The 23,880-nt window shown below is 66.6% G+C and carries 17 protein-coding genes and 1 other RNA gene; all 18 read right to left on the bottom strand.

The genetic code is table 11. The annotated features are described in order from the left end of the window. Nucleotides 1–11 precede the first annotated feature (11 nt). Nucleotides 12–2,681, bottom strand: coding sequence for a TonB-dependent receptor (locus HG421_RS01920; RefSeq protein ID WP_169704718.1), 2,670 nt, complete (start codon nt 2,679–2,681; stop codon nt 12–14). Nucleotides 2,682–3,148: 467 nt separating this feature from the next. Next, a non-coding RNA gene (locus tag HG421_RS01915) (sX9 sRNA) lies at nt 3,149–3,224 on the bottom strand. A 156-nt stretch (nt 3,225–3,380) separates the two neighbouring features. Continuing rightward, complete coding sequence (nagA, locus tag HG421_RS01910; RefSeq protein ID WP_169704717.1) at nt 3,381–4,535, bottom strand: N-acetylglucosamine-6-phosphate deacetylase; 1,155 nt, start codon at nt 4,533–4,535, stop codon at nt 3,381–3,383. A 2-nt stretch (nt 4,536–4,537) separates the two neighbouring features. Continuing rightward, on the bottom strand, nt 4,538–5,566 hold the full coding sequence (locus tag HG421_RS01905; RefSeq protein WP_169704715.1) for an SIS domain-containing protein: 1,029 nt from the start codon (nt 5,564–5,566) through the stop codon (nt 4,538–4,540). Nucleotides 5,567–5,572: 6 nt separating this feature from the next. Continuing rightward, a complete protein-coding gene (locus tag HG421_RS01900) occupies nt 5,573–6,640 on the bottom strand; it encodes a LacI family DNA-binding transcriptional regulator (RefSeq protein ID WP_169704713.1) in 1,068 nt (355 codons plus the stop codon). Between the two features lie 40 nt (nt 6,641–6,680). Continuing rightward, the gene (locus tag HG421_RS01895; RefSeq protein ID WP_169704711.1) at nt 6,681–7,958 is read right to left on the bottom strand and encodes a sugar MFS transporter; all 1,278 of its coding nucleotides are present in this window, start codon (nt 7,956–7,958) and stop codon (nt 6,681–6,683) included. A gap of 43 nt (nt 7,959–8,001) precedes the next feature. Further along, the gene (locus HG421_RS01890; RefSeq protein WP_169708061.1) at nt 8,002–8,724 is read right to left on the bottom strand and encodes a GntR family transcriptional regulator; all 723 of its coding nucleotides are present in this window, start codon (nt 8,722–8,724) and stop codon (nt 8,002–8,004) included. Nucleotides 8,725–8,926: 202 nt separating this feature from the next. Next, entirely contained in the window at nt 8,927–10,093 is a 1,167-nt protein-coding gene (locus HG421_RS01885; RefSeq protein WP_169704709.1) for an acyltransferase family protein, read from the bottom strand. A 121-nt stretch (nt 10,094–10,214) separates the two neighbouring features. Beyond that, nucleotides 10,215–12,650, bottom strand: coding sequence for an alpha-N-acetylglucosaminidase (locus HG421_RS01880; RefSeq protein ID WP_169704707.1), 2,436 nt, complete (start codon nt 12,648–12,650; stop codon nt 10,215–10,217). After that, a complete protein-coding gene (gene galA, locus HG421_RS01875) occupies nt 12,647–15,535 on the bottom strand; it encodes a beta-galactosidase GalA (protein WP_169704705.1) in 2,889 nt (962 codons plus the stop codon). Before galA ends, HG421_RS01880 begins: the two co-directional genes overlap by 4 nt. A gap of 171 nt (nt 15,536–15,706) precedes the next feature. Beyond that, nucleotides 15,707–18,415, bottom strand: a complete 2,709-nt coding sequence (locus tag HG421_RS01870) for a TonB-dependent receptor (RefSeq protein ID WP_169704703.1) — start codon at nt 18,413–18,415, stop codon at nt 15,707–15,709. 726 nt (nt 18,416–19,141) lie between these two features. Then, nucleotides 19,142–19,825 carry a type II secretion system protein N gene (gene gspN / locus HG421_RS01865; RefSeq protein ID WP_169708060.1) on the bottom strand — a complete coding sequence of 228 codons (684 nt, stop codon included), beginning with the start codon at nt 19,823–19,825 and terminating at the stop codon, nt 19,142–19,144. Between the two features lie 32 nt (nt 19,826–19,857). Then, nucleotides 19,858–20,334: a type II secretion system protein GspM gene (gene gspM / locus HG421_RS01860; protein WP_169704701.1), complete on the bottom strand. Its 477-nt coding sequence runs from the start codon at nt 20,332–20,334 to the stop codon at nt 19,858–19,860. After that, entirely contained in the window at nt 20,331–21,428 is a 1,098-nt protein-coding gene (gene gspL, locus HG421_RS01855) for a type II secretion system protein GspL (RefSeq protein ID WP_169704699.1), read from the bottom strand. The genes gspM and gspL overlap by 4 nt, the downstream gene beginning before the upstream one ends. Continuing rightward, nucleotides 21,425–22,417 carry a type II secretion system minor pseudopilin GspK gene (gene gspK, locus HG421_RS01850; protein ID WP_169704697.1) on the bottom strand — a complete coding sequence of 331 codons (993 nt, stop codon included), beginning with the start codon at nt 22,415–22,417 and terminating at the stop codon, nt 21,425–21,427. The genes gspL and gspK overlap by 4 nt, the downstream gene beginning before the upstream one ends. Further along, nucleotides 22,414–23,016: a type II secretion system minor pseudopilin GspJ gene (gene gspJ, locus HG421_RS01845; RefSeq protein WP_169704695.1), complete on the bottom strand. Its 603-nt coding sequence runs from the start codon at nt 23,014–23,016 to the stop codon at nt 22,414–22,416. The genes gspK and gspJ overlap by 4 nt, the downstream gene beginning before the upstream one ends. Next, nucleotides 23,013–23,390 (bottom strand): type II secretion system minor pseudopilin GspI, encoded by a 378-nt coding sequence (gspI, locus tag HG421_RS01840; RefSeq protein ID WP_169704693.1) that lies wholly within the window; start codon nt 23,388–23,390, stop codon nt 23,013–23,015. Before gspI ends, gspJ begins: the two co-directional genes overlap by 4 nt. Continuing rightward, nucleotides 23,374–23,823 carry a GspH/FimT family pseudopilin gene (locus tag HG421_RS01835; RefSeq protein WP_169708059.1) on the bottom strand — a complete coding sequence of 150 codons (450 nt, stop codon included), beginning with the start codon at nt 23,821–23,823 and terminating at the stop codon, nt 23,374–23,376. The genes gspI and HG421_RS01835 overlap by 17 nt, the downstream gene beginning before the upstream one ends. Nucleotides 23,824–23,880: the final 57 nt, after the last annotated feature.

The raw sequence follows: 23,880 nt of genomic DNA, 5'->3' as shown, positions 1-23,880 counted from the left end.
CCCGGCACTGCTTACAGCTTGAAATTCAGGCTCAGCATGAAAGACCGGCCATTCTTGTAGAGGTAGTACGGCTGGTTCTTGTTGCCGATGTAGCTGAAGTAGGTTTCGTCCAGCAGATTGGTGGCTTCCAGCGCCACGCGCAGCCGCTCGGTGGCCTGGTAGCCGAACGAGGCATCGACCTGGGTGAAGGCATCGGTCATCTGCTGGCCGTTGAGCCGGCCGATCTGGGTGAAGTATTCCGAACGCCAGCCCAGGTTCACCCGCGCGCTCCACTTGCCCTGCTCGTAGTACGGGCTGATGTTGTAGGCGTTGCGCGAGTTGTACGGCAGGCTGTAGTCGCCGTCGGTGTTGGAGTCGGAATAGGTGTAGTTGGCCACCACGCCAAACCCGTTACCGAAGTTGTGCTGCAGGTTGAGCGCCACGCCCTGCACCTTGGCATCGCCGGCATTGGTAGGCACTGACGTCTGGTAGGTGCTCGACCCACCGGTGGCGTTGTTGAAGAACACCCGGTCCTGCACGGTGGTGAGGATGTAGTTGGAGATATCGCGCGAGAAGAACTCGGCGCTGAGCAGGCTGCTGTCGGCGAAATACCATTCCAGCGACGCGCCGAGGTTGGTGGACTCGTACGGCCTCAGGCCAGGATTGCCGGTGGAAGCGGTCAAGGTGGTGTCGTCGGTGGCCACGTACGGGGTCATGTTGGTGTAGCGCGGCCGCGCGATGACCTTGGAGGCGGCAAAACGCAGCATCAGGTCATCGCGCAGGTCATAGGCGATGTTGAAGGCCGGCAACCATTTGCCGTAGCTGCTGAGAAAGTTGACCGGCGTGTAGCTGCCACCCGGCGCATAGCTGAAGCCATCGGTGGAATCGCGGGTATGCACGTAGCGCACGCCAATGTTGCCGCGATAGCGCTCGCCGGAGAAGTTGCCCTGCAGGAACCAGGCGCGGTTTTGCTCCTCGATGCTGTAATTGCCTGCGTAGCTGATCGGCAAACCGGCATCGCCTTCCAGGCCACCAATGTAGCTGCTGATCGCACCGCGACCGATGGTGGACCAGCGTTGCATGTCGGCGCTGGTGGACAGGCCATCCAGGTAGCCGGATGGCGTGGTGCCTGGCGAGAAATCCGCCAGCGTACTGCCATCGTTCGGTGCCCAGGTGCGGCTATAGGATGACTGTCCGGTGGCGTGGTTGGTGAGCTTGATGCCGGTGAGGATCTGCGTGAACGGCCCCCATTCCACCGCATGGTCGACATCCAGCTGCAGGTAACGCTCCTTGTCGTACTGCGGGCTGTGGCTGGCCGAGGCGTTGTTGAGCTGCATCGCCGCCGTATTGGTCGGCTCGGTGCTGTAGTCCATCGCGGTGCGGCGCCCGTCGATGGTGTAGCTGTAGCCGGCCAGGTTGCGGAACTGGATGCCGTAGATGCGCTCGGCACCGCCTTGCGAGCTGGTGTAACCGACCTGGCTGGAGGCATTCCAGCCGTCGCCATGCCAGTCGGCACGCAAGTGGATGCTGCCGGTGCTGACATCGCTGTTGCGCAGGTAGCCATCCAGGAACGTCGTTGACTGATCGCCGAAGGTGCCGGAGGTGGCCACGCCGTTCTCGAAGCCCAGCGCCTGTGCGTCGCCGGGGTTGGATCCCCAGTAGCCGTAGCGGCTCTGGTTGTAGTTGTCGAAATTCTCCGTGACGTACAGACCGGTCAGGTTGAGCTCGAAGTCGGCATCGGGCTTCCACTGCAGCGCAGCGCTGATGCCATCGCGTTTACGCGTCTGCTGGAACAACGCGGTGTTGATCGAGGTGGGAAACACGCCGGTGTTGTTGCCGACCACCGCAGGCGGAAACGCCGCGCCGGCGACATCGTCGTAACCGAAGATCTCCACGCCCTCGCGGCGCAGCACGCGCTGGGAGTGCATCACCGAGGTCAGTACGCCGAAGGTTTCGTCCTGGTTCTTCCAGCTGTAGAGCGCCGACGCATTCGGCTTGCCCTCCTCGGAACGGTCGTTGTACCCGTAGCTCACTGTCCCGGTGAGCGTATTGCGATCGAGCTCCAGCGGCTTGCGCGTGTGCACGATCACGGTGCCGCCGATGGAGCCTTCGTCGATCCGCGCCTCGGGGGTTTTGTAGACCTCCATCAAGCCCACCACTTCCGGTGCCAGCGTGCTGTAGTTGAACGAACGGCTGTCCGGGTCGTTGGGGTCGCCACCCCAACTGGTAGAGGCGATGGTCTGGCCGTTGAGCAGCACGCGGTTGAGCGCCGGATCGGTACCGAGGATGCTGACTTTTTCGCCTTCGCCGAACTGGCGATCCACGGTGATGCCGGACAGGCGCGACAAGGATTCGGCCACGTTGGTATCGGGGAACTTGCCGATATCCTCGGCGCTGATCGCATCCACGATCGCGTCGGCATTGCGCTTGACGTTGAGCGCCTTGCCCAGGCTGGCCTGGTAACCCACCACCTTGATTTCGTCCAGCGTGGAGACCGAAGGATTGGTTTGTGTAGCTGCCTGTTGCTGCGCAGGTGCAGGCTGTTCCTGCGCAAGCGCCGGAAGCGCCGCAACACAGGCGAAGGTGGCGCCACCTACGAGCAAGCGCCTGACGGCAGCGCTCAATGCAGAGCGGTGTAGCGCAGCGGTGGACGCATGCACTTGCACACAGCGGGATGAAGCGAGCATACGGGGAGACAGCATTGCGTGACCTCATGACTTGTGTCGGGTGGCAACCGTCCGGTTGCGCAACGACGCGCGACGCGCGTGTCATGCCCGCAATCCGTCCCCTGTGCCGGATACGAGCAACCACCCGCATTCCAGGACGTCATGCGGGTAACGCCAGGCCGCGAAAAGCGCAGCCGGCAATGTTTTTCTCGAACGTGGAGCAACGACACCTTCGCTGACAACGTTATCAGCGAAGGTGCCCTCCGTAAGCGGCACTGTCAACCCATCTGCATAAACGCAGACTTTTATGCATCAAACAGCGTGTTTTGCGCAGATATCTGGATGACCGCGCGACCGTCGTCTCACTGTTCTCGGCGCGTGTGCAGACCGATGCGCCAGCGTTCCTGCGACACCGCTGCGCGCAGGAACGCTGGCGCGGAGTGTTTGCGCGTGCGAACTGTGGTGTGCGTGCGGCGTCGGCAATACACAACGACGCTAAGAGCAGCTAACAAAACGTAGCGAGCAGTCGTCAGGCGGGTGTGGATGGCGCGCAGGAACCGGAGTGTACGAGTGGTACATGCCGATTCCGAGCACCGGCCGCGACCGCCTGGCGGCTGCGCAGTAGTTTTGTTAGCCGCTCTAAAGAGACGCCGCACTGCGCGAGGTAGGTGAAGGTTCGCAACAAGGCGACACGCGGTGAACGCCGCGCGTAGTCGCGCGGCGCAAGCGCAACGCTTACTCCCGCTGCCCGCCAACCCAGGTGCCGAGCACCTGCACGTCGGCGTCCACCAGCACCAGATCGGCCCGGTAGCCAGGTGCGATGCGGCCCAGGCGCTCGCCCAGTCCGATGCATTGCGCCGGATACGTGGACGCCATGCGTGCGGCTTCGGCCAGATCCACGCCCAACCAGCGCACGCTGTTGCGCACGGCGGTGGCCATGTCCAGCGCCGAGCCGGCAAGCGCGCCGTCGGCATTGCGCACCACCCCATCCACCGCAGTGATGGTTTCGCCGTACAGATCGAAGCTGGGGCTGTCGCTGCCGACCATCGGCATGGCGTCGGTGACCAGCAGCAGCTTGCCACGCGGTTTGGCCGCCAACGCCACGCGCAGGCTGGCCGGATGCACGTGCACGCCATCGACGATGACACCGCACCACACGTTGGGATCTTCCAGCGCGGCGCCCACGGCGTTGGGCTCGCGTCCGGCCAGTTGCGACATCGCGTTGTACACGTGCGTAAAGCCACTGACGCCGGCGGCGATGCCATCGCGCGCCTGCTCGTAGGTGGCCGCAGTGTGGCCGGCGAACACGATCGCACCGCCAGCCACGAACGCGCGGATGTCCTGCACCGGCACGCGCTCGGGGGCGAGCGTGATCAGGGTGACGCCATTGTCCAGCGAGGTATCGACGGCGATTTCATGCGCGTCCGGCAGACGGAACTTGTGCGCGTCGTGGGTACCTTTGCGCGCGGGGCTCAGGTAAGGCCCCTCCAGATGGATGCCAAGCACGCCGGGCACGCCTTGTGCGATGGCTTCGCGCGTCGCCTCGATCGCTTCGGCCATCACCTGCGCGGTATCGCTGATCAGCGTCGGCAGCATGCCCGTAGTGCCGAAGCGGCGATGCGCCGCGGCGATCGTGGCCAATGCCTGCGGGTCGCGTGCGTTGTTGAACAACACCCCGCCGCCGCCGTTGACCTGGATGTCGATGAAACCCGGCAGCAAGGTGGCGCCGCCCAGATCCACGCGCGTGTGCGCCTGCGCCACGCGTGCATCGTCGGCCGGCACCACCGCCTGAATCTGCGCACCGTCCAGCAGCACGGCCAGGCCATCCTGCAGACCGTCGTCGGTCAACACGCGCGCATTGCACAGCGCTTGAATCGGGGAAGCATCCATGTTCAAACGGTTTCCGTGACCTTGTTCAAGTGCGGCGGCAGATCGGGATGATGGCCGCGCTGCAGTGCCAGCGCATTGATCGCGCGATAAAAGCTCTGCACGGTCAGCAGCGGCGCGCACGCCGGGTGCGCGGCATCGGCCAGCGGCAGATCGCCATCGGGCGCCGCCAGCCACACCTGCGCACCACGTGCACGGAATTCTTCGGCCAGCGCGCGCGTGCCGGCACCGGTTTCGTCGGGCTGCGCGAACACCAACACCGGGAAACCCGGGCCAACCAGCGCCATCGGCCCGTGTTTGACCTCGGCCGAGCTGTAGGCTTCGGCATGCAGGCCGCAGGTTTCCTTGAATTTCAGCGCCGCTTCCTGTGCCGCGCCCAGGCCCAGGCCGCGGCCGAGCACGAACAGGTTATGCGCGGGCGTCAAACCGGTGGTCAGTGCGGACCAGTCGGCCTGCCAGGCGCTGCGCAGTTGTTGCGGCAACGCATCCACTGCGGCGAGCAGTGCGGGGTCGTTCTTCCACACCGCGCACAGGTGCAGCACCGCGGCGAGCGAGGCGAGATAACTCTTGGTGGCGGCAACGCTTTTTTCCGGGCCGGCACCGAGCGCAATCACCACATCGGCCAGCTGCGCCAGCGGCGAATCTTCCACGTTGACCAGCGCGACCACGCGCGCACCACCCGCCTTGGCGGCTTCGGCATTGCGCAGCAGGTCCGGGCTCTTGCCCGATTGCGAGATCACGATGTACAGCGCGCCACGCAGCTGCAGCGGCGCGGCGTACACCGAGCCCACCGACGGCGATGCGGAAGCGGTGACAATGCCCAGCTGCGTCTCGAACAGGTACTTGGCATACGTGGCGGCATGATCGGAGCTGCCGCGCGCGCAGGTCACCACGAACGGCGGCGGGTTCTCGCGCAGCGACTGCGCCAGCGCGGCGATGGTGCCGGCGTTGCGCGCGAACTGTGCAGCCACCACGTCGGCGGTCTGTGCCGCCTCGCGGAACATCAGGGTGTCGGTTTCCTGGGGAAGGTTCATCGGAGCTCAGGCGGATTCGGGGGGAAGGGGTTTGCCGGTGGACGCAGGCGCCGGCGCGGTGGAGCCGCGCACCACCAGTTGCGGCACGAAGCCGCGGTTCTGCAGTTGCGCGGGTTGGTCGTCGTAGGCATCGCTGCGCAGCTGGCTGATCAACAGCCGTGCGGCGTGCCGCGCGATGTCGTCGGTGGCCTGCTTGGCGGTGGTCAGCGCCGGCCACGACTGCCGCGAGAACGGGCTGTCTTCGAAACCGGCGATCGACAACTGGTACGGCACGTTCATGCCGGTGGACTTGGCTGCGGCCAGCACGCCGGCAGCGATTTCGTCGTTGCTGCCGAAGATGGCGGTGGGCGGCTCGCGTAGCGACAGCAACCGACGTGCGCCACGGAAGCCATCGTCGAAGGTGTAGTCGCCGGGAATCACCAGGTGCTTGTCCAGGCTGATGCCGTAATCCTTCAACGCGGCCTCGTAACCGGCATAGCGCTCGCCGCTGGAGCGATGCTGTGGCCCGCCCCACAGGAAACCGATGCGCTGATGGCCGAGCTGGATCAGATGCTCGGTGATTTCATACGCGGCGTCGCGGTCGTCGATATACACGCACGGGCCGTCGCCCGGATCGTCGGTGGCGGCGATGATGCGCACGCTCTTGATGCCGCGCGCGGCCAGGCCGGCAAGCAACTCGGGGCGCTCGGACATCGGCGCGGTCAACACCACCCCGGCCAGGCGCGAACGCTGCACCCATTCGGCCAGTTCTTCGGCCAGCAGCGGCGAGGTGGAATCGCAGGGATGGATCTGCAATCCGAAGCCGGTTTCACGGCAGGCGGCGAGCACGCCGTTCTGGATGCCGATGATGTGGTACGGATTGGGGTTGTCGTAGACCAGGCCGATCACGAACGGCGTGCCGCTGCGCAGGTTGCGCGCGGACGGGTCGGGTTCGTAGTCGAGGTCGGCAATGGCACGCAGCACGCGCGCGCGCGTGGCCTGCATCACCGAGGGCTCGTTGTTGATCACCCGCGACACGGTCTTCAATGAGACCTTGGCGCGCTCGGCGACGTCTTTGATGGTGGGCCTGCGCATGGGTGTGCCTTGTTCGTCGGAACGCATCATGCTGGCGGGTTCACTTGGCCTGGGCCGGCAGGCCCACGCGGTGACCGCGCAGCGAATAGAACAGGATGTACAGATAGCACGGCACCATCAGCGCAGCGAACACGACCTGGAAGTCGTAATGCTGTTTGAGAATGGCGAACAGCTGCGGAATGATCGCGCCGCCGGCAATGCCCATGACCAGCAACGCCGAGCCGATTTCGGTGAAGCGGCCGAGCCCGCGGATGGCCAGCGGGAAGATCGCCGGCCACATCATCGCGTTGGCAAAGCCGAGCGCGGCGACGAAGCCCACCGACACGTAGCCATGGGTGAACAATGCGCCCAGCGAGAACAGCACACCCAGCAGCGCCGACACGCTCAGGTAGCGCGCCTGCGAAATGACAGTGGGGATCAGCGCCAGGCCGGCGATGTAGCCCAGCAGCATCGCGCCCAGCGTGTAGGAGGTGAACAGCTTGGTGCTGTCCAGCGGCAGGTTGAAGCCATGCCCGTAGGTGCCGATGGCGTCGCCTGCCATCACTTCCACGCCCACATAGACGAACAGGCACAGCACGCCCAGCCACAGATGCGGAAACTGGAAGATGCTGTGCTTCTGCACGCCGGTCTTGGCGCCTGGCGTTGCATTGGCCTCGGACGCCTGCAGCTCGGGCAGTGGCGAGAACAGCACGCCGATGGCCAGCAGCAGCAGCACGCCGGACATCACCAGATACGGTGCGTGGATCTTGGCGGCAAACGCGGTGAGCAAGGTTTGCTTGGTCGCGGCATCGGCGCTGGCCACCTGCGCGGACAGGTCGCCGATGCCGTGCAGCACCAGCGAGCCGATCAGGATCGGGGCCAGGATGCCGGCGATCTTGTTGCAGATGCCCATCAAGGCGATGCGGCGCGCGGCGCTTTCGATCGGCCCGAGGATGCTGATGTACGGGTTGATCGCGGTCTGCAGCAAGGCCAGGCCGCTGCCGATCACGAACAGCCCGCCCAAGGCGCCCGGATACCAGCGCTGGGTGGCGAACTGGCCAAAGCCGGCCGCGCCCACCGCCATCACCACCAGGCTCAGCGCCAAACCCTTCTTCATGCCGGTGCGCTTGAGGATCCACGACGCCGGCAGCGCCAGGAAGAAGTACGACAGGTAGAACACCATCAGCACCAGGAAGGCGTTGACCTCGTTGAGATCGAACGCCAGCCGCACGAAGGTGATCAGCGGCCCGTTGATCCAGGTGAAAAAGCCGATGATGAAGAACAGCACGCCGACGATGGCGATCGAGACAACGGGATTTGCGGGCCTGGCAGTGGTCATGGATCGGCTGGCTCTGAGGTTGTCGTGGGGGAGGCCGTTGGCGTCAGCGGCGCAGTTCGGCGACGAAGTCGTAGAAGTCGTTGTGGCAATAGGTGTCGGTCAATTCGATCGCGCTGCCGTCGCGGGCGTAGCCCACGCGCACCACGTGCAGGATCGCCTCGCCGGTCTTCATGCGCAGGTGTTCGGCCAGCCGCGCCGGCAGGTTGATCGCGCGGAAATACTGCAGTGCGCGCACCACCGGTGTGCCCTGCGCGTCCAGATAGCTATACAGCGAATCGCCGATCAGCTCCGGGTCTGCCACGATGCGCTGCGGCAGCACGGCATGTTCGTAGGCCATCACCCGGTCGTCGGCGCTGCGCAGACGCGTCAGCGAGGCCACCGATGCGTCCGGGGACAGGCCCAGCCGCAAAATCTCTTCGCCATGGGCCGGGCGCAGCCGCCGCTCCAGCCAGCGCGTGCCGGGCTCGTAGCCCTTGATGCGCAGCGTCTCGCTGAAGCTGGTGAGGCCGCTGAGTTGATGCTGGATCTGGGTGGTGACGAAGGTGCCAGCGCCCTGCCGGCGCGACACCAGGCCTTGCTCGACCAGCACATCCACCGCCTGGCGCAGGGTCACCCGCGAGATCTGCAGGCGCTCGCACAGCTGGCGCTCGGCCGGCAGCGCTTCGCCGGCCTTCCACTGCGCCTGGCGGATCTGCTCGTCCAGCTTGCTGGCCAATTGCAGATACAGTGGCGTTGGCGCGGAGGCATCCAGCGCCAACGCGTCCATCCGGGGATCGGCGTCCGCCTTGGCTTCGGTTTTCGGTCTGGCCATTGCCTGTCCTCTGGACCGACTTGGATTCGTTAGGTCCAATATAGTACCAATTTGCCCGCAGCGCATTAGCTGCGGGCGCGGGTGCATGCCGACGATCAAGACGACGCGGTACCGTCCACGCCCCGGGGGCTGCGCCACTGACGACGGGGCCGGGCAATCACAGCCGCAGGTACCAGCGCCGCCGATCCATCCACCAGCCCACCACCCAGCACAGCAGCGTGTAGCTCAGCGCGCACAGCAGCGAGCCGAGCGGGCCCGGCGCAACGGCCTGGAACACGCCAATACCGACCCAGGCGTACAGGTCCAGGCCGGAGCCGCCGGCCGGGAGCAGCCGCAGCACCACCACGAACAGTTCGGAGAACAGGTAGATCGCCAGCGGGTTGCGCCCCAGCACGGTGAAAAAGCCGCTCCCGCCGGCCCAGCCGCGCAACTCCAGCAGGTACACCAGCGCGCCCAGCGCCAGCAGGTCCAGGCCCACGGTGCAGGCGACGAACGATCCGCTCCAGAGCTTTTTCGACAGCGGCCAGACGGGATTCCACAGCAGCGCGAGCAGCACCAGGCCGGCGCCGGCCAACAACAGCATGCCCGTGGCAGCGCCGGTCTTGCCGCGGCGCTGCAGGAAGCGCCCGGTCAGATAGCCCGCCAGCACGTTGACGGTGGCCGGCAGCGTGCCGAGCAGGCCCTCGGGGTCGAAGCCGTCGTCTTTGCGGTACAAGTGCGCGCGCCCGTACAGCCACAGATCCAGCCGGGTGCCGGCGTTGCCGGTCTTGCTCAGCTCCGCGCCGGGCTGGCCAAAGACGTACAGCAACGCCCAGTAGCCCAGCAGCAGCGCGACGCAAACCGGCGCGATAGCGCGTGGCGGCAGATAGCGCACCAGCAGCGCTGCAAGCAGATAGCACAGGCCGATCCGCTGCAGCACGCCGGTCAGGCGGAGTTGGTCGACCGTAGTGAACGCCCATCCACCGCCGGGCTGCGGATGCACAAACGGAAACCAGTACATCAGCACACCGCATAGGAAGATCAGCGCGGCGCGCTTGCCCACGCGGCCGAGAAACTGCCGATGCGGCGTATCGGTTGCCAGCGCAAAACTCATCGCGCTGCCGACGGCGAACAGGAACGAGGGAAACACCAGATCGGCAAGCGTGAAGCCGAACCACCCCGCGTGGGTCAGCTGCGCATATGGCTGCGCGCCGGGCCCTGCGGTATTGACCAGGATCATCAGGAAGATGGTCAAGCCGCGGAAGACGTCCAGCGACAGGAAGCGTTCGCGCCTGGGTGCTGCGGTTGCAGTGCCAGCTGCAGCAGGGAGTGTTTGTGCGCTCATTGCAGTTCCTTGCCAAGCGACTGCAGGTGGAGCCGGCCTGCAGACGTGCTGCCCGTGACGAGCGTCATTGCATCGGTGCGGAAGCGCTCATGTCGGGCCACGATGTGCGATATGCATCTGCTCATTGGGCAGTACCTTGCGTGGTGCCGCGAATGGCACCGTGCGCGATGCCGTGCACGTCGCCTTGGGCAATGCCTTGCGTTGCACTGTGCGTACTGCCTTGCACATTGCGTTGCATGGCACGTTGCAAACCATCATGCGCATCCACCTGCGCCATCAAGCTGCGCAGCAAGGTCAGTGGGTCGCGGGGTGGCTGTCGCTTCGGCAGCGCGTCCTGCGCGGCCCATTGGCGCTCCCACGCGGCAAGCTGCGCGTTGACTGCCGCTGCGTCGAACGTTGTGCCCGCCTTGCGTGCGGCGCGGTATGCGCCGAGAAAGCGCGTCCAGCGCTGCAGATAGAAATCCGCGTACATGCCCTGCCACGCCTTGGACGCGTAATCGGCGAGATTGCCGTCGCCGCCCCAGACGCTGACCTGCGCACGCGCATTGCCGACATAGGCGCGACGCAATGCGGCATCATCGCCTGCTGCGGCCGCCGCCTGGCCGGTCCAGTCGGCCAGGGTTTCGTGTTGGCCTCCGACCAATGCATCGAGCCCTTGCACCAATCGTGTCGTGCGCGCCAATATCGCATCGCCCCGTGCGAGATCCCCTGCCGTATAGGCCTGCACCACCGCCTGCAATTGGCGGTCGGCGTGCAGGCTCAGGTAATGCCGGGCGTCTTCGATCAGGTCGTAGCGGTAGAGCGGCGCATCGGCATAGCGGCCTGCTTGCTGCAACAACGCGTCGATCGCGCGGCGCAGGCGCTGCGGATCGCCGGGGCGATCGTCGAAGCCGGCGATGTCGGCCGTCGGCCGCTTGAACAGCAGATACGCCCCGGCGCGTTTGTTCCACCAGCGCGGCGACCAGTACCGGGTCTGATAGATGCCCGCCTCCAGATCCGACCAGGCCTGCAGCAATGCCGCATCGCTGTGGCCGTAGCGCGCACGCGTGTACTGCGTGAGCCACTGCGACCAGGAGTGCTGCGGCCCTTCCCAAGCCAGCGCGTACAGGTATTCGTAGACCACCGAGTTGCTGTGCAGGCCCTCGGGGAACACGCCAAACCCGCTCAGATTGCGTTTGTCCGGATCGGCAAGCAAGGCCTGCAGATCCTGTCGATAAAATGCGAAGTCACCGTACAGCGGATTGCTGGCACCGTAGTTATGCACGTAGCCGTAGATCCACTGTTTGTCGTCGAAGGCCTGCGAGGCCTTCCAGGTGCCGGGATACCGGTCGTTGCCGATGTCCAGCACCATCAAGCGCGCATCGGGCACCTTGCCCAGAAACGCGGCGATCGCCTGCGGTTGCCAGAACTCGCGGTCGGCGCCGAACAGCCAGCCCTGCATCACCCAGGTGGCCTGCGGATTGACCTGCGCGATGGAGCGATACAAGGCCTGCCCGTACTCGGCCAGGCGCGCATCGCGTTGCGCCGCCGGCACGGCCTTGGCACGTGCGGCGTCGGAGTTGGCGATGCTGTCGCCGTACGTGGCGGCGGCCACGTCGCTGCCGTCGTCGGCCACGGGCGGCAGCATTTCGTTGAAGGCATCGGCCAGGTAGAACGCGCCTGCGCCGTAGGTCTGCGTGTACAGCTCAAGGAAGCGGCGTGCGACCTTGGCGAACAAGGGGTCGCGCGGATCCAGCCAATAGGTTTCGTGGAAGCCTTCCCAGGCGCGCATGCGGTAGATGCGTGCGTTCGGATGCGCCTGCGCGAATGCCTTGGGCACGTAACCGGCAAATGCCGGCAACACCGGCTGCATGCCCAGTTCGCGCATGCGCGCAAGGATCTGCGTCTGCAGCACGCGCTTGCTGTCGATCCATTGCTGCGGCAGCGGCGCGCGATAGCCTTCGATATTGCCCATGCGCTGCCATGGGGTGAAGGCCGGGCCGGAGAAGTAGTCCGCCAATGCGTCATCGCCCACATCGAACTCGCGCCAGAGCGCCTGCCAGATCGCCTCCTGCCCTTCCATCGCCAGCGGCATGTCGATGCCGTGCAACGCCATCCAGTCGATCTCGCGCTGCCAGCGCGGCCAATCCCAGAACGGCGTGGTGTAGCCATAGGTACAGGTGTTGAGATAGGCGCGATGGGCAAACGGCGTACGCACCTGGCCGCTGCGGTAGGCCGGCCATTGCACCGGCAGCGCGACGCGGTCGCCTTCCCAACTCATCGAGGCCGCGCCGGCCTGGCCGAGATAGGCATAGGCGCCACGCGCCAATGCCACTTGCGAGGAGCCGGCAATGCGCACCGTGTCGCCGCCGGCGTCGATGCGGTACCAGTCCGCACCGTCGCCGCGCGGCGCCACGCGCATCTCGAACTGCGCGGCGCGCGCGCCGATCAAACGTTGCACCACCGCTTGTGCGGGCGGTGCGGCCAGCACGCTGTACGGAAGTGCGAGCAGCGCGCTCAGCACTGCGCCGGCAAATCGCCGCGCGGACGACGAGGGTAAGAACGATGAGGCAATCATGGGCAGTCCCGGTAGTGCACGGTGACGACGTCGTGGAATCCGAACGGCTGATCGGCGGTGACCTGCACAATGACGGCCAGCGTGCGGGCGCCGGCGGCCGGCGCAAGCGCTATGGTGATCGGGGTGCCTGCCGCTGCCTGGGCAACCGCACGGCCATCCAGAAACACCTGCGCCGGCCCGCTGAGGCGCCCCAGATCGAGCAGGCCGCCGTGGGTCTGCACGCCTTGCCACGGTGTGAACTGGGTGCGGTACAACACGTAGCCGGCGCGTTCGGGCGCGGTTTCCAGCGTGCCTGGCAACGTGTTGCTCCAGCTGTTGTTGTCGTTGGGGCGGCGCGAGAGATCCGGCGCCGGCGGCTGCGCGAAGGCGGCGGTGTGGCGCCAGCTTTCGACCACCATCACCGGCGCCACGATCGGCACCGCGGCTGGCGGCGGCCCTGCCACGCACGCGATCTCGACCACCGCATCGCGCAAGCCTGCGCTGCGCGCCTGCAGCCGCAGTACGCCCGCGCCGCGCCCGGCCTGCACGATCGCCTGCGCCAGCCCGTTGAACAAGGCCACGTGCGTGCCCTGATCGGCGGCGTGCGCATTCGGGTCGCCATTGCCCACACCCAGCAGGCGGCCACCGCTGATCTGCAGCGTCAGCAACGCATTGCAATCGGGCACGTGGCGGCCCTGCGCGTCCAGCGCCTCCAGGGTCACCGGTTGCGCATCGCGGCCATCGCCGCGTAGCTGGCGGCGGTCGGGCGTGAGCCGCAGCGCCACCGGCGCGCCGGTGGTTTCCACCCGCGTACGCGCCACCGCGCGGCCGTCGCGCCAGGCCACCGCTTCGAGCACGCCTGGCGCGTAGTCCACCTGCCACTGATTCATCTGCGCGCGATCCACCGCCTGTTTCCCCAGCGAGCGGCCGTTGAGCCACAACTCCACCTGCGCGGCATTGCAGAACGCCATCACCTTGATCGGCCGGCCTTCGCGGCCGGGCCAGTTCCAGTGCGGCAACAGGTGCAATACCGGCGCATCGTCGATCCACAACGCACGACGCAACCAATAGGCACCCTTGGCGAATCCGCACTGGTCCATGATGCCGAAGAACGACCCCACCGACGGCCACTCGAACGGCGTGGGTTCGCCGCGGTAGTCGAAGCCGGTCCACACGAAACTGCCGGCGACGAACGGGCGTTCGGCAATCAGCTGCCAGGCGCGGCGATGGGTATTGCCCCAGTCCGCAGCCAGGCTGTCGTCTTCGGCCACTACGTGCGCGTCCGGGTCGGTGAACCATGCACCACGCGTCTGGAACGCGCTGGTGTCTTCGCTGGACAACATCGGCGTGCGTGGGCGCGCGGCATGCACGCGGTCATAGTTGTACTGGCGATAGTTGAAGCCGAGCACGTCCACCACGTCGGCCGCGCCGCGGGTGGCGAACATGCCATCGTTCATGCCGGCCGTGATCGGGCGGCTGTCGTCGAGCGCACGCACCGCGCTGGCGGCGCGCGCCGTGATCGCGTAACCGGTGGCGGTGCCCTGCAATGGTTCTTCGTTGAGCAGCGACCACAGGAAGACACTGGGATGGTTGCGCTGGCGCCGCACCATGGTGCGCAGCAAGGCCAGATACTCCGGCGCAGGATTGAACAGCCGGTTCTCGGCCATCACCAGCATGCCGAGCCGGTCGCAGGCCTGCAGCAATTCCGGCGCCACCGCGTGGTGCAGGCGGATGGCATTGCAGCCCATCGATTTCAGGCGCTGCAGGCGAAACACATGCAGCGCATCGGGCAGCGCCACGCCAACGCCGGCATGGTCCTGATGCAGACACACGCCCTTGATCTTGAGCGCACGGCCATTGAGGAAGAAGCCGCGGTCGGCATCGAAGCGCAGGCTACGAAAGCCGATGTCGCACGCGGCACGGTCGCTGCGGCCGTCCGCGCCACGCACGCTGGCCTGCACGCGATACAACACCGGTGTATCCACGCTCCAGCGCTGCGGCTGCGGCACCGACACGTCGACGGCCGCCTGCGCGGTGCCGAATGCAGCCACGCGCAGTTGCGTCTGGCCGCCTGCCACCACAACCCCCTTCGGGTCGTGCAGCGCCACATCCACCCACGCATCGGCGGGCTGTTCGCCGCTGTTGGCCAGCTCCAGCTGCACCGGCACCTGCCAGATATCGTCCGGCCCTTCGCGCGGCACCGCTGCCAGACCATCGCCGGCGATATGCAAGGGCGCACGCAGCACCAGCCAGGTGTGCCGGTAGATGCCGCCGCCTTCGTACCACCAGCCATCCATGGCCTCGGCATCGACGCGGATGGCGATGCTGTTCAAGGCATTGCCGTAGCGCGCGACCGGCGTGAGGTCGATGACCAGGCCGGTGTAGCCGCTCCAGCTGCGTGCCATCAGCATGCCGTTGACCCACACGGTGGCATGGCTGGCGATGCCGTCCAGACGCAGTTCCACCGACTGCCCGCGCGCGGACTCGTCCAGCCGCAGCGTGCGCCGGTACCAGGCAATGCCACGCGGGCGATAGCCCTGCGCGATATTGGCGTCGGCGCGCACCGCCTGCTCCACCACAAAATCGTGCGGCACTTGCAGCTGCCGCCAGCCGGTGTCGTCGAAGTCCGGTGCCGCCGCACCCCAGGCGCGGCCGGCCTTGGCGTTGTCGTAGGTCTCATCCTGCGCAAGCAGGCGCGGCAAGGGCAGATCGCCGGCATGGAAGCGCCACCCTTGGTCCAGGTCCAGCCATTGGCCGCCGTCACCGGTGCCCGCTGGCGCCGGACACGGCGTGCCGTCGCTGCCCGAGCGGGTGGCGACCGCGCTCGCCGCGCCTGGCAGCAACGCCGGCACGCCAAGCAGCGACGAGGCGCAGACGCTGCCTTTGATGAACTCACGCCTGCGCATGGCAGCGCCCGCTCGCCTGCACTGCAGGCCCAGCCCGTGACGCACGCCGCGCGGCCGCCGCATGGCGCGCGTCCATCGCGCCTGCGGCGTTGCGCTGACCAACGGCGTTGCACGTACGCCTGACTGCGCCACACCGCGATGCACGCTGGCACCGTGCTCGCCCGCCCGTCATCAACGCATGTCCCACTGCATCGACAGGTAGTAGCTACGACCGGTGACACCGGTCATCTGCCAGCGGCTGGCGATGTCCTTGTACGCTTCTTCGGTGCGGTTGGTGAGATTCAAACCGCCGAGCTGGAAACTCAGCCTGTCGTTGACCTGATAACCCAGCACTGCATCCAGCTGGGTACGCGCCTTCATGGTGTGGCCTTCGCGCGCGAAGAAGCTGTCGCTGCTGTCCTGTTCGTATTCGCTGCGATGGTTGAGCGAGACGCGCGCCGAATAATGCGCGCTCTCCCAATATGCGGTGGCGTTCCAGGTCTGTTCGGACAGGTTGCGGATCTGGAAATCGGTATCGCGCTGCGGAATCACCCGGGTGAAGTTGGTGGTCACCCCGAAGCCGTCGATCGGCAGCCAGGCATCCAGCGATTGCGTCCAGCCCAGTTCGTAACCGCGGATCTTGACCTTGCTCGGATCGTTGGTGGTGGCGGTGATCTCGTAGATATCGCCGCCACTGTCCACGCAGTCGCCTGCCGCATTGCTGGACAGCGCAGTGCCGTCGAAGGCGGCCGGGCAGACGATGCGGTTGAAGGTGCCGTTCTTGATGTTCTTCCAGAACCCGGCCACGGTCAGCGCGCCGCCGTTGCCGTAATACCACTCCAGGCTCAGGTCGGCCTGGTCGGCGGTCAGCGCCTTCAGATCGGTCTGGCCCTGGGTGACGACATACGTGGTGGTGCCACCGGTATTGGTGCCGGTGGAGATCGTCGAGGCGATGGCGGTATTGCTGTCCAGGATCGGCCGCACCAGTACCTTGCCGGCCGCAAAGCGCAGCAGCAGGTCTTCGCGCACGTCCAGCACCAGATTCAGGCTGGGCAGCCAGTTGGAATACTCGTAGGGTGCGCGCGCAGTGCCGATCACTACATTGGCATCGTCGCTGGCTGCCTGCGCCTGGGTCAGGTAGGTGTCGGTGGTGCGCTTGGTGTTTTCGTAGCGCAGGCCGAAGTTGCCGCGCAGGCGCATGCTGCCGATGTCGGTATCGATGCGCGCCATCGCATAGGCCGAGGAAATGTCGTTCTCGATGCTGTAGCTGCTCTGCGGGGCGAACAGCACCGGCACCGTGATGCCGGCAGCCGCCAGCGAGCGCGCATAGGCGGCGATATCCGGGGTGACCCAGCTGTCCTGCGAGGCCAGCTGCCCGTCGAGGAAGTTGCCGACCGTGCTGTTGGCGGCCGACAGCTCCGGGAACATGTCAAAGCCCGATACGGCGCCGGTCCTGAGCAGATACAGGAAATCGCGCCGGCGTACGTCGCGGTCGAAGGTTTCGCGGCGGTATTTGGCACCAAAGCGCACCGCGCTCAACGCGCCCAGCTCCAGATACCGTTCGGCATCCAGCTGCAGCGACCATTCCTTGTTGCTGAGCGACTGGATGGAGCCGTTGGGATACTCGCTGCGCACCAGATTGCGCTTGTCCCAGGCGCTGGCATCGGTGGCGTCGGCATCGGTGGTCAGCGAGATCGCGTCCGGATCGGAAGTATCCAGCAGCGTCGCCGAGGGGATCCGGCCCAGGATGGCCGCGCGCTCGTTTTCGTCGGTCTTGCCCTGGGTGTAATTGGCCGCGCCGCCGAGCGTCCAGGCATCGCCCTTCCACTTGAAGTCGTAGGTGAGCAATTGCGTGGACAGATCGTGTTGTTCGAGCTGGCGATTGTTTTCCAGCCAGTAGTCCGACGCCGATACCTGGGTGGCGGTCAGGCCGTTGGTCTGCAGCACCGTCAGCGGGGTGCGCTCGAACGAATACACAAGCTGGTTCATGTCGTTGGCGGTCTTGTCCTGCGAATACAGCGCAGTGAGGTTCATTTCCAGCTGGTCGTTGGGCTTCCACTGCAGGCCGCCATTGAACATCTTGCGCGTGGTCTCGCGCTCGATCGAGCGGTAGCGCGGGCGACGCGGGATGTACAAGGTGCCGGCATCGGTTTGCTGGGTATACCAGCGGTCGATCCACAGATAATCGGCGCGGTCCTTGAGCTTCTGGTAGCCGGCACTGAGGAACACGCCCAGGTCGCCGCCGCCGAACTTGAACTGGTCGATATAGGTCAGCACCCCCTTGGGCGTGGGCGAGCCGCCGGCAAATTCCGCATATTGGGTCTTGGCCGAAAACAGCAGCTTGGTCTGCCGGTAATCCAGCGGCTTGGTGGTGTTGATATTGACCGTGCCGGACAGGCCACCGGCATCCATGTCGGCCGACGGCGACTTGATCACCTCGATCCCGGCGGCCACTTCCGGCTGGATGATGTCGTAGCGGAATCCATCGGTGAAATCGGCGCTCTTGATCACCTGGCCGTTGATGGTGGTGGCCGAATACTGCGGGCCCAGGCCACGCACGCTGATGGTGGAGCCGCGCCCGTTGATGGTGGAGATCTGCACACCGGGGATGCGCTGGATCGCTTCGGCGATGTTCTCGGCAGGAAACTTGCCGATGTCCTGCGCCGAGATGCCGTCGGTCATGCGCACGTCGTCGCGCTTGTTGTCCATCGCGGTGATCAGGCTCTTCTGGTAGGAGCTGGTGACCTTGACGGTGTCGAGCTGGGAGATCTGCGCCGATGCCTCCGGCGGCGATTGCTGCGCCTGCGCGTTGACGCCACAGGCGAGCAGCGACAGCGCGATGGCAATGGACAGCGAGGACGGCGAACAACGACGCAACGGGGCACGCGGGACAGGTGACATGGGAGATCCTGGAGGTGGAATGGCTGGACGACGATGCGGCTGGCATTCCGATCGATCAGCGATGACAGATCCCGGCGTTGGGCAACCCACCCACACGCGCACAGGCCACCAGTCCCGGACATCCGGAACCGCCTGCGATCTGTTGTCTGCGAGCACCCCGTACGGCCCCCCGTGGGTGCCGATGCCGCTCCCCTCCCAGGACGGACATCGCCTGCCATTGCTGATCAACGGCCCTGACTGGCATATACCAATTCAGTGGATTCGATTCTTATGGTCTTTAAAAGGTCCTGTCAACAGTCACTACCGAAAGCGTTCTTCCATGCACCGGAGCCCCCGCGGCACCGACGTTTTAACGGCCGTTTGCGGTGCATACACGGATCATTTGAGTGCATGGCGGGCATCGTTGTCACAGGACCAGTCAATGACCAATCCTCTGTCACCAGACCAATCCAGGCCGATCCTTGGATGTTCGCAACTGTGTGATTGCCTGCCGGTTGCGTCCGCGTCCGTCGCTGCCTGGTCCTACGGGCGCAGCGGTGGGGTGTCTGCTGCATTGCCGTGGCCTATGGCTTGCCGCGATGACTGTGCACAGCGTGTCGCTGACAACGTTGTCAGCGCTTGAATGCGACATACCATCGTCGCAGTGGGCCAAGACGCCCGGCATTGCGCATGCACGCAAATGGTGCAGATGCGCGGTGGATCGCGGCGCGGCAGGTCGCGCTGCCTTCAGCGCAACCTGCCTTGGTCGATGCGCAGCAAGCTGCGCTCCGGGGTGGCAGCGAACCCCAGCAATTGCAGGCCCACGCCCAGCACCGCGTCTTCACCCGGATCCACACGTGAGTGCAGCTGCCAACGACCATCGCCCCAGAGCTGCAGCTGCGTGTCGGCCTGTACGCCGGCAGGCAGCGCAGTGTCGGGCAGCAGGCTCAGCACGGCGGTCTCGCCCACGCAGCGCGGCTGCCCGGACAAGCGCAACGGCGGCAAAGCGGGCAGCTCGCCCGCGCCGCTGGCCAACACTTGCAGGCCGACCCGCCCACCTGCCTGCACGCAGCCGGTGGCATCGAACAGCAGATCCACCCGCTGCAGCTCCACTGCCAGATCGATCGACGCCATGCCCGCTGGCTGGCGTACCAGCAGCCGGCCTTGCGCCGCGCGGATGCCGTGTTGCGCGCCATCCACCCACAGCAGTTGCAGCTGCGTGGACTGCAAGTGCACCTGACGCTCGCCCTGCAACAACGGCCAGACGCGCGGCCGCACGGCGACATCGCCGAACGCGATGCCGTGCCAGTGCACCTGCCGCAAGGTGCCGGCCCAAACCGGCCCCTGCACGTCCAGCACCGAGAATGGCAGCCCCTCGCGTGGCAGCACCAGGCGCAAGGGCAGCGATGCCAACAGCGCGACACCCAGCATCAACAGCAAGACCAAGGCCCAACGTCTCCGTGTCACGGCACAGCTTCCGCAAACCCGCAGCGTACGCGCAATTGGCCTTGATGGCGCACCACGCTCAGCTGGGTCGGTGCCAGGCCGTGTGCCTGCCGCAACTGCTCCAGCCAGCCGAACAGCGCAGCGGCGCTGACCGCATCGATCTGCACCTCCACCCCACCGGCCGCGCTGCGCCGTTGTGAGGTGATGTTGACGCCGGTATCGCGTGCGCTGCGTGCGATGATCTGGGCCAATGCCGCGCGGCCCGGTGCCGCGGCGCGCCCGGTCGACGCTGTCTGCGCAGATGCATCCAGGACCAGCTGCGCTGCATCGGCATAACGCGCCCAGGCCCGGTCATGCCAGTGGCGCAATGGGGTGTAAAGCGCATACCAACCGACGAACGCCGCCAGCGCCACACACATCACGCCCAGCATGCGCCGCTCTCGCGGCGCACGTGCCTGCCACCATTGCGCGCCGCCTTGCAACGATGCCTTCATCGCAACGGCTCCAGTGCGAACGGCGTGCGCATGCGGTGGTCTTCGACCTGGCTGCTGCCCGGATCCATGCGCCAGCCGGCTTCGGCAAGCCGTGCGGACAGCTGCTGTAGGTCTGCCCCATCGGTGTGCAGCAAGGTGGCGCGCAGCGGCTGCGCGGCGCGGTAATCGAGCTGGTCCAGTTGCGCAGCCGGAAGGGCATCGACCGCAGCGAACAGGGTATTGAGTTGCACGGCCAGGCGATCGGCCGCCGTCCCCGCCTGCCGGCGTGCCTGCAGTGCAGCAGGCACCGCCGCTACATCGCGCACATCCAACTGCGCGGCGGCGCGTGCGTGCAGCACACGTGCACCGATCTCGTAGCGCAACGTTTGCGCGAACAGCACCAGCAGCGGCGAGACCACCAGCAGCGCCAGCAGTGCGGCCAGCATGCGCAAGCTGAAACCAGCACGCGCTTGTGGCCCGGTTGCGAAGGCGTGCTGGCGCAGGTCGAGCGGCACTGCAACGGCATGCCGCGCGAACTGCGCAATGACGCGCTGCGGACCGGCCTGCGGTGGCAGCGTTGCCGCACGCGGTTGTGCGGAGAGCAGCAGCTGCGCAAGCGGCGGCTCCAGGCTGCAGGCCAGGCGTGGCCCGCGCAGCAGCCAGCGCCCATCCCATTCCACCACGGTGGGCGCCTGCTCGGCATCGGCGCTGTCCAGCAACAAGCAATCGGGCACCACCGCATCGGGCACCACGCCCGCACTCGCTGCGCGCTGCAGCCACTGCTGCATCACAGCAGCGTCCACGGCCGCAACCAGGCGTGTGCCATCGGGCTCGGCCTGTTCGGCGATCGCCACATGCACCGCCTGCGCATCGGTGGCCAGATGCTCGGCCAATTGCAGGCGCGCGGCCGCCACCGATTGCGCAACGCTGCGGCCCGGCAGTGTCAACCAGCGCAGATGCACCGCACTGCCCGGCACCACCAGCAGCGTGCGCGCGGAACATTCGTGCGCTGCGCCGGGGGGATGCTGCGCCACGACATGCCCCTGCGCATCCACGCGCACGGCAATCGGTTCGGCTGCAGCATCGGCCGGCAGCAACAGCAAGGTACTACTCATTGGTCGGGGCTCCATTGGCGCGCCACCAGCAGCACGCGGCCGGCCGGGTCTTGCTGCAGCAAGGCTTCGAGCATGACCTGCGCACCGGCATGCTCGACTTCGCTGACGAGGGAGAAATACGTGGTGCGCAACTGCACCTGCTGCAGCACTGCGTTCGACGGTGCGACGTGCAGCAGGGCCGGCGTGTTGAAGAACACCGCCGGATCGCGCCATCCGCCGGCCGGGCGTGCGGCGATCACCCGGCGTGCGGCCGCCAGTTCCAGCCGGCCTTCGGTCAGCGCCACCAGCACCGGCGCATCCTGCAGGCGCAGCGTGTTGATGTTGACCGGCGACAGCCGCCCTTCCGGTAGCGCACACAGATAGGGCTGCAGCAGCGCGATGCGTGCGGGGGTGTAGCCGGCGATGGCGCCCAGCTCGCTGACACCGGCCAGCAGGGTCGCACCGGTCCGCAGCGGCACCGCCGATTGCAGATACTGCGCGTCTTCCGCGCCGTGCGCGCCGGGTTGGTTGTCGCTGTCGATCCAGTCCACCAGCGCATCGGTCAGGGCCTGCGCCTGTGGTGGCGTGATGCCCACTGCCTCCAGCAGGGCCTGGTACTGGCGCGCACCGTCGTCGCTGCGCTGCCATTGCTCGGGCGCGCCGGCGACCACGCTATTGAGGTTGAAACAGCTGCCACGGTCGCGCAGCCGTACGCTCACCATGCCATCGTCCAGCGGGAAGGTGACCGGCTGATCGTTCCAGCCGCCATCGAGCGTGGTGCGCAGCGGGTCGCGCCTGGCCAGCGCCTGCAGGCGTTGCCGCGCGAGGGTCTCGCTCCCCAGCGCATACCACTGCGCCTGCGTCATCGCCTCGCCATTGCCGCTACGGCGCAGGCCAAAGCGCAGATCGTCCAGCACCGCGACCATCAGCAGCGTCATCACCGCCACCAGCAGCAACACCGTCAACAATGCGACGCCGCGTTGCCGCGCAGGTGCACGCAACGCCCTCATGCGCGCCCCTCCGGCAGCAGGAACACTTGCCGCACACGTCCCCATTGCTCCAGGTCCAGCTCCAGCGAGATCGCATCCGGCAGCGCTTCCAGCCCGCCGCTCCAGCCATCGCTCCATTGCGCGCGGTAATGAAATACCACCACCGCCGAGCGCACGCCACGCAGCAGCACCTGCGGCGCTGCGGCCGCCGCACCATCCAGTGCCGGGCGCGCACTGCGCTCCAGGCGTCCTTCGACCACGCGGTACTCCACATATTGCAGCGAGGCGCGTGCCACCCGATCCGGGTTGCTCCAGCCGCGCCGCACGAAGCCGAACAACGGCCCCTGGGTTCCCGGCGCACTGGCGATGAAGGCCGTGCGCGCGGCGCTGCCATCGCCATTGCGCGTGCGCCGCACCGCGGCCTGTTGCAGATCGCTGCGCAGCAGGCCATGGGCCAGCTGGAAATCGCGCACCTGCTGCAAGCGTTGGCGGACCGCATCGCGTTGATCGATGCTCTGGCGCATCACCACCACCGCCGCAGCTGCCACCAGCGCGAAGACCGCCAGCGCCACCAGCAGCTCGATCAGGGTGAAGCCGGCCGCGCGAGGTGGGCGGCTCATTGCACGCTCCGCAACACGCTCAGGCTGGCGATTTCCTGCGTCTGGCCTGCGGCACGCACCTGCACCTCCAGACGCACCATGCCGGCGCTGGCCGGCACGGCCTGGCGCTGCCAGTCCCAGCTGCGGCCACCCAGCAGTTCCTGCCCGCGGGCAGGCGCCAGCGCAGCGGCAGTGGGGGCAAGCATCGCCTCGATCGCCTGGTTTTCCGCCACCACGGCCGCCAGTGCGCGTTCTTCCAGCACCACCGCCGTGCGCGTGCTTTCGCCGGAGAGATTCAATAGCCCGACCACCGCCATGCCGAAGATGGCCAGTGCCACCATCAATTCCAGCAGCGAAAAGCCGGCCGCGGCCTGGCGATTACCGACGCGGCGCATCGACGCGTACTCCGCCGGCGGCATCGACCAGCACCTGTCGCTGTTGCTGCCCGTCGCCCAGGGCGATGCGTTGCGGCGTGGCCGCCCCGGTGGGGTCGAAGCGCACGCTCAGCTGCGTGGCACCGGCTGGCAGCTGTGCCTGCACACCGGCCGGCCAGCGTGTGGCGACGAAAGGTTTTTCGTCCGGTGCCACCCACTGCTGCCGCGCCTGACGACGGAAGGTGTAGCCGCCGGTATCGACGATCACCTCCACCATGCGCAGGCTCAGGATGGCGTCGTCGCGCGCGTTGATCAGCGCGCTGGCCAATTCGTCGGCCTGGTCGTGCAGATCAGGCCGGGTGTCGGGCAGCGTCATCGCCACCAGCGTGCTGGCCAGCGCGGTGATGACCAGCACGGCCAATACTTCCAGCAAGGTGAAACCACGCGTGCCCACACGCCCGTGGCGTCGTACGCATCGCTGCACGATGACCGGTGCGATCGGCACGCGCGT

The organism is Xanthomonas campestris pv. badrii (assembly GCF_012848175.1).
Lineage (GTDB): Bacteria > Pseudomonadota > Gammaproteobacteria > Xanthomonadales > Xanthomonadaceae > Xanthomonas > Xanthomonas campestris_C.
This window is presented reverse-complemented; position numbering and strand designations above follow the sequence as displayed.

Coding starts and splice junctions, on each gene's coding strand:
- HG421_RS01885 (WP_169704709.1), bottom strand. CDS start 10,093: ATGAGCGCACAAACACTCCCTGCTGCAGCTGGCACTGCAACCGCAGCA.
- gspM (WP_169704701.1), bottom strand. CDS start 20,334: ATGAAGGCATCGTTGCAAGGCGGCGCGCAATGGTGGCAGGCACGTGCG.
- HG421_RS01895 (WP_169704711.1), bottom strand. CDS start 7,958: ATGACCACTGCCAGGCCCGCAAATCCCGTTGTCTCGATCGCCATCGTC.
- HG421_RS01920 (WP_169704718.1), bottom strand. CDS start 2,681: ATGCTGTCTCCCCGTATGCTCGCTTCATCCCGCTGTGTGCAAGTGCAT.
- HG421_RS01905 (WP_169704715.1), bottom strand. CDS start 5,566: ATGAACCTTCCCCAGGAAACCGACACCCTGATGTTCCGCGAGGCGGCA.
- gspN (WP_169708060.1), bottom strand. CDS start 19,825: ATGCTGGGTGTCGCGCTGTTGGCATCGCTGCCCTTGCGCCTGGTGCTG.
- galA (WP_169704705.1), bottom strand. CDS start 15,535: ATGCGCAGGCGTGAGTTCATCAAAGGCAGCGTCTGCGCCTCGTCGCTG.
- gspL (WP_169704699.1), bottom strand. CDS start 21,428: ATGAGTAGTACCTTGCTGTTGCTGCCGGCCGATGCTGCAGCCGAACCG.
- nagA (WP_169704717.1), bottom strand. CDS start 4,535: ATGGATGCTTCCCCGATTCAAGCGCTGTGCAATGCGCGCGTGTTGACC.
- gspI (WP_169704693.1), bottom strand. CDS start 23,390: ATGCGCCGCGTCGGTAATCGCCAGGCCGCGGCCGGCTTTTCGCTGCTG.
- HG421_RS01870 (WP_169704703.1), bottom strand. CDS start 18,415: ATGTCACCTGTCCCGCGTGCCCCGTTGCGTCGTTGTTCGCCGTCCTCG.
- gspJ (WP_169704695.1), bottom strand. CDS start 23,016: ATGAGCCGCCCACCTCGCGCGGCCGGCTTCACCCTGATCGAGCTGCTG.
- gspK (WP_169704697.1), bottom strand. CDS start 22,417: ATGAGGGCGTTGCGTGCACCTGCGCGGCAACGCGGCGTCGCATTGTTG.
- HG421_RS01880 (WP_169704707.1), bottom strand. CDS start 12,650: ATGATTGCCTCATCGTTCTTACCCTCGTCGTCCGCGCGGCGATTTGCC.
- HG421_RS01890 (WP_169708061.1), bottom strand. CDS start 8,724: ATGGACGCGTTGGCGCTGGATGCCTCCGCGCCAACGCCACTGTATCTG.
- HG421_RS01900 (WP_169704713.1), bottom strand. CDS start 6,640: ATGCGCAGGCCCACCATCAAAGACGTCGCCGAGCGCGCCAAGGTCTCA.